At 75.5% G+C, this 6,613-nt stretch carries 1 protein-coding gene; it reads right to left on the reverse strand.

All coding sequences use genetic code 11. The annotated features are described in order from the left end of the window. Window positions 1-6,613, reverse strand: a 6,613-nt coding sequence (locus tag ACFUEL_RS32275; protein WP_380240545.1) for a type I polyketide synthase, incomplete at both ends; no start/stop codon positions are given.

A 6,613-nucleotide genomic window follows, 5' to 3' on the forward strand; every position in this document is an offset into this window, starting at 1 on the left:
TCCATCGCGGGCGAGTGGAAGGCGTGCGAGACCCGCAGCCGCCGCACCCGGCGACCACGCTCCCGCCAGATCTCCACCACCCGCTCGACAGCCTCCGTCTCACCCGAGACCACCACCGAGTCCGGCCCGTTGACCGCCGCGACCACCGCACCCTCGACCCCGGCGAGCGTCACCAGGACATCCGCCTCCGGCGCGTTGACCGCCGCCATCGCACCACCGTGCGGCAGCGCCTCCATCAACCGCGCCCGCGTCGCCACCAACCGCACCGCGTCCGGCAGCGACAGCACCCCGGCCACGTACGCGGCCGCCACCTCGCCCACCGAGTGGCCCACCACCGCGTCCGGGACGACGCCCGCCGCGCGCAGCACCTCCGCGAGCGCCACCTCGAAGGCGAACAGGCCGGTCTGCGCGTACAGCGTCCGGTCCACCAGTGATCCGTCGCCGTCGCCGAGCACCACGTCCCGCACGGAGACGCCGAGTTCGAGTTCCAGCAGCCCGCAGACCCGGTCGAAGGTCTCGGCGAACACCGGGCTGCCCTCGTACAGGCCACGACCCATGCCCAGCCACTGCGCGCCCTGACCGGCGAAGATCAGACCGATTCGCGCGTCCGCACGCGCGGTACCGGTCACCACCGTGCCCGAAGCGGCTCCGGCGGCCAGGTTGCGCAGGCCGGTCAGCAGGTCGTCCCGGCCCGTGCCGAGGACAACCGCCCGGTGTTCCAGCACGGCCCGCGAGGTCGCCAACGACCACGCCAGGTCGGCCGGTTCGAGTTCGGGCCGGTCGGCCACCCACTCGTGCAGGCGGCCCGCCTGGGCGCTCAGCCCGTCGGCGGTGCGGCCCGAGACCACCCACGCCGCCGCGCCCGGCAGCACCGGCTCGTCCGCCGGGGCCTGCGCGGCCTCGACGGCCGCCGGGGCCTGCTCGACGATGACGTGCGCGTTGGTGCCGCTGATGCCGAACGCCGAGACACCGGCCCGGCGCGGACGCCCGTCCGCGGGCCACGGCACCGGCTCGTTCAGCAGCGCGACCTCGCCGGACGTCCAGTCCACGTGCGTGGACGGGGTTCCGGCGTGCAGGGTCTGCGGGATCAGTTCGTGCTGGAGGGCCAGCACCATCTTGATGACACCGGCGACACCGGCCGCGGCCTGGGTGTGCCCGATGTTGGACTTCACCGAGCCGAGCCACAGCGGCCCGTTGCCGCCGCGCTCCTGGCCGTAGGTGGCCAGCAGCGCCTGCGCCTCGATCGGGTCGCCGAGCGTGGTGCCGGTGCCGTGCGCCTCGACCACGTCGACGTCGGCGGCGGTCAGCCGGCCGCTGGCCAGGGCGGCGCGGATGACGCGCTGCTGGGACGGGCCGTTCGGGGCGGAGAGGCCGTTGGAGGCGCCGTCCTGGTTGATCGCCGAGCCGCGGATCACCGCGAGCACCTTGTGCCCGTTGCGCTGCGCGTCGGAGAGCCGCTCGACCACCAGGACGCCCGCGCCCTCGGCCCAGCCGGTGCCGTTGGCGTCCTCGGAGAAGGCACGGCAGCGGCCGTCGGTGGCCAGGCCCTGCTGGCGGGAGAACTCCACGAAGGAGAACGGCGTCGCCATCACCGTCACGCCGCCGGCCAGCGCGAGCGTGCACTCGCCCGAGCGGACGGCCTGCGCGGCCAGGTGCAGGGCGACCAGCGAGGAGGAGCACGCCGTGTCGACGGTGACCGCCGGGCCCTCCAGGCCCAGCACGTAGGAGACCCGGCCGGACAGGACGCTGGTCGAGTTGCCGGTCATCAGGTGGCCCTCGACGCCGGAGCCGTCCTGACCGGTGAGCGCCATCCCGATCGCGTAGCCGGAGCCGAAGCCGCCCGCGAACACGCCGGTGGCCGAGCCGCGCAGCGAGGACGGGTCGATGCCCGCGCGCTCCAGCGCCTCCCAGGAGGTCTCCAGCATCAGGCGCTGCTGCGGGTCCATGGCGAGGGCCTCGCGCGGGCTGATGCCGAAGAAGTCGGCGTCGAACTCGGCGGCCCCGCGCAGGAACGCGCCGGACTGCGTGGAGGAGGTGCCCTTGCTGTCGCCGTCCGGGTCGAAGAAGCCGTCCAGGTCCCAGCCGCGGTCGGTCGGGAAGCCGCCGACGGCGTCGCCGCCGGAGGCCAGCAGCTGCCAGAACTCCTCGGGGGTGGTCGCGCCGCCGGGGAACCGGCAGGCCATGCCGACGATCGCCAGCGGCTCGTCAACGGCGGCGGCCGCGACCGGCGCGGGGGCCGCCGGGGCGGCGGTGTCCGCGGTGGCGCCCACCAGTTCGCCGCGCAGGAACTCGGCGAGCGCGACGGGCGTCGGGTAGTCGAAGACCAGGGTCGCGGGCAGCCGCAGCCTGGTCGCCGCGTTGAGCTGGTTGCGCAGTTCGACGGCGGTCAGCGAGTCGAAGCCCAGGTCCTTGAACGCCTGCCGGGCCTGCACCATGTCCGCGGAGGCGTGGCCGAGCACGGCGGCGGCCTCGGCGCGGACCAGGTCGGTGAGCACCCGGTCCTGTTCGGCCCGGCCCAACCCGGCCAGCCGGTGGGCGAGTTCGCCCTCGCTGCGGGTGGTCTCCCGGGCGCCGGCCCGGTCGGCGGCGAGCTTGCGGATCTCCGGCATGTCACGCACCAGCGGCAGGTCCAGGACCTCCGCGGTGCCCGGGGCCGAGCCGAGCTGCCGCCAGTCGACGTCCATGACGGTGACCACGGGCTCCGGCCCGGCCAGCGACTCGGCCAGCGCCCGGACGGCGAGCTGCGGATCCATCGCGGGCATCGGGACGCGGCGCATCCGCGACCGGATCGCCTCGCTGGAGTCGGCCAGGCCGCCGCCGCCCCACAGGCCCCAGGCCACCGACAGGCCGGCCCGGCCGCGCGAGCGCCGCTGCTCGGCGAGCGCGTCCAGGAAGGCGTTGGCGGCCGCGTAGTTGCCCTGGCCGGGGCCGCCGAGCGTGGAGGCGGCCGAGGAGAACAGCACGAACGCGTCCAGGTCGAGGTGCGCGGTCAGCTCGTCCAGGTGGACGGCGCTGGCGGCCTTGGCGTTCAGCACCGTCTGCAGGCGTTCCGGGGTGAGCCGGTCCACCACGCCGTCGTCCAGGACGGCGGCGGTGTGGAACACCGAGGACAGCTCGGGGCCGACCCATTCGACCAGCCCGGCCAGCGCCGGACGATCCGTCACATCGCAGGAGACGACGTCCACCCGGGCGCCGCGGGCGGCCAGGTCGGCCACCGTCGCCGCCACCCCGGCCGCGGCCGGGCCGGAGCGGCCGGTCAGCACCAGACGCCCGACCCCACCACCCGCCAACCACCGCGCCACGTGCCCGGCAATCGCACCCGTACCACCCGTCACCAGCGCAGTACCACGCGGCGACCACTCCACCAGACCCTCACGCCGCGGCACCCGCGACAGCCGACGACCCAGGATCCCGGCCGACCGAACAGCCACCTCACCCTCACCACAACCCGCCAGCACCGCCGCCAACCGGGCCGCCGAACGACCCTCCAGCACCTCCGGCAGATCGACCAACCCACCCCAGCGCTCCGGGTGCTCCAGGGCGGCGACCCGCCCCAGACCCCACACCTGCGCCTGCACCGGACTCGACAGCGCCTCGCCGGGCCCGGCCGCGACCGCGCCGCGGGTGGCCAGCCAGAGCGGCGCGGCGACGCCCGTGTCGCCCAGCGCCTGGATCAGCGCGAGAGTGGACGCCAATCCACCGGCCACCGCCGGGTGCTCCGGCAGCGGCGTCTCGTCCAGCGCCAGCAGCGACAGCACACCCGCCACCGGGGCCTCGACACCCGCCAGCAGGGCGGCCAGCCCGGCCCGGTCGACGGTGTCCACCACCACCGCAACAACCTCCGCACCACGCCCCGACAGCGCCGCCGCGTACGGCTCGGCGTCCACCCCGGCGGGCACGACCAGCAGCCAAGTACCGGACAGCACCCGCGAGTCGGGCTCGGCGATCGCCGACCAGGCCGTCCGGTAGCGCCAGTTGGCGGTCACCGAGCGGTCCAGTTCGCGGCGCCGCCAGGACGCCAGCGCGGGCAGCACCTCCTGGAACGGCCGCTCGCCGTCCACCGAGAGCGCGTCGGCCAGGTGGGTGAGGTCGCCGCCCTCGACGGCCGCCCAGAACCGGGCCTCCGCCTCGGTGCTCGCGCCGTCCCCGCCGGCCACCGGCATCGCCAGCAGACCTTCCGGCCAGAACCGCTGGTGGCGGAACGCGTAGGTGGGCAGTTCGACCGGACGGGCGGCCGGGAGGACCGAACTCCACTCCACGGCCGCGCCGTTGACGAACGCACGGGCCAGCCCGGCCAGCAGACCGGCCGTCCCCTGCTCGTCACGGCGCTGCAACGGCACGAACTCGGCCTCGTCGACGGTGATGGCCGAGCCAAGCGAGGAGAGCGACCCGTCCGGGCCGACCTCGACGAACACCGTCACACCCTGCGCCGCCAGCGCCGCCACCGCGTCCGCAAACCGCACCGCCTGCCGGGTCTGCGCCGCCCAGTAGCCCGGCTCGCACTCACCGACCAGCTCGCCGGTCAGCGCGCCCGCCCAGAGCACCTGCGGACGGTGGTGGGTCAACCCCGCTGCCACCGACTCCAGTTCGGCGACCACCGGATCCATCGCGGGCGAGTGGAAGGCGTGCGAGACCCGCAGCCGCCGCACCCGGCGACCACGCTCCCGCCAGACCTCCACCACCCGCTCGACAGCCTCCGTCTCACCCGAGACCACCACCGAGTCCGGCCCGTTGACCGCCGCAACCACCGCACCCTCGACCCCGGCGAGCGTCACCAGGACATCCGCCTCCGGCGCGTTGACCGCCGCCATCGCACCGCCGTGCGGCAACGCCTCCATCAACCGCGCCCGCGTCGCCACCAACCGCACCGCGTCCGGCAGCGACAGCACCCCGGCCACGTGCGCGGCCGCGACCTCGCCGACCGAGTGGCCCACCACCGCGTCCGGCACCACACCCGCCGCCCGCAGCACCTCCGCGAGCGCCACCTCGAACGCGAACAGGCCCGTCTGCGCGTACAGCGTCCGGTCCACCAGCGACCCGTCGCCGCCACCCAGCACCACGTCCCGCACCGAGACGCCGAGCTCGAGCTCCAGCAGCCCGCACACCCGGTCGAAGGTCTCGGCGAACACCGGGCTGCCCTCGTACAGGCCACGCCCCATGCCCAGCCACTGCGACCCCTGACCGGCGAAGATCAGACCGATTCGCGCGTCCGCACGCGCGGCACCGACGGTCACGGTGCCGTCCGGCATGCCTGCGGCCAGCGATCGGACACCTGTCGCCAGCTGGTTCCGGTCGGAGCCGACGACCACCGCGCGGTGCTCGAACACCGTCCGGGCCGTGGCCAACGACCAGGCCACGTCGGCCGGTTCGAGCTCGGGGCGGTCCGCCGTCCACTCCGCCAGCCGGTCGGCCTGGGCGGTCAGGGCCTCCGGCGTGCGGCCGGAGAGCAGCCAGGCGGCGGCGCCCGGCAGCACCGGCGCGGCGGTGCGCGCCGGGGTCTCGGCGACGGCCGGGGGCTCGGCGGCGGCCGGGGCCTGGGCGGGCGCCGGGGCCTCCTCGACGATGAGGTGCACGTTGGTGCCGCTGATGCCGAACGCCGAGACACCGGCCCGGCGCGGGCGCTCCCCCGCCGGCCACGGTACGGGCTCGGCGAGCAGGCGGACGGCGCCGGAGGTCCAGTCGACCCGGGGTGTGGGGGTGTCGGCGTGCAGCATGGCGGGGAGTTCGCCGTGCTGGAGGGCGAGGACGGTCTTGATCACGCCCGCCACGCCGGCGGCGGCCAGGGTGTGGCCGATGTTGGACTTCATCGAGCCGAGCCACAGCGGCCGGTCCGCGGGGCGGTCCTGGCCGTAGGTGGCCAGCAGCGCCTGCGCCTCGACCGGGTCGCCGACCCGGGTGCCGGTGCCGTGCGCCTCGACGGTGTCGATGTCGCCGGGGGCGAGCCGGGCGTTGGCCAAGGCCCGCCGGATGACGGCCTGTTGGGCGTCGCCGTTGGGGGCGGTGAGGCCGTCGCTGGTGCCGTCGGAGTTGATCGCGGAACCGCGCAGCACGGCGAGCACGGGGTGGCCGTTGCGGACGGCGTCGGAGAGGCGTTCCAGCACGAGCAGGCCGACGCCCTCGGACCAGACGGTGCCGTCGGCGTCGGCGGAGAACGGGCGGCAGGCGCCGTCGGCGGACAGCGCCCGCAGGCCGCTGAAGGCGACGAAGTTGCCGGGGGTGGCCATCACGGAGACGCCGCCGGCCAGGGCGAGCGAGCACTCGCCGGAGCGCAGCGCCTGGACGGCGAGGTGGATGGCGACGAGGGAGCTGGAGGCGGAGGTGTCGACGGTCAGCGAGGGGCCGTGCAGGCCGAGCAGGTAGGAGATCCGGCCGGAGAGCACGCTGGTGGTGGTGCCGGTGAGCAGGTAGCCCTTGACGCCTTCGGGGGCCTCCTGGAGGCGGGGGCCGTACTCGCGGGGCTCGGCGCCGACGAAGACGCCGGTGCGGGTGCCGCGGAGGGCGGCGGGGGTGATGCCGGAGCGTTCCAGCGCCTCCCAGGAGGTCTCCAGCAGTTGGCGCTGCTGCGGGTCCATGGCGAGGGCCTCGCGCGGCGGGATGCCGAAGAAGTCGGCGT

Origin of the sequence: Kitasatospora sp. NPDC057198, assembly GCF_042670125.1 — a bacterium.
GTDB lineage: Bacteria > Actinomycetota > Actinomycetes > Streptomycetales > Streptomycetaceae > Kitasatospora.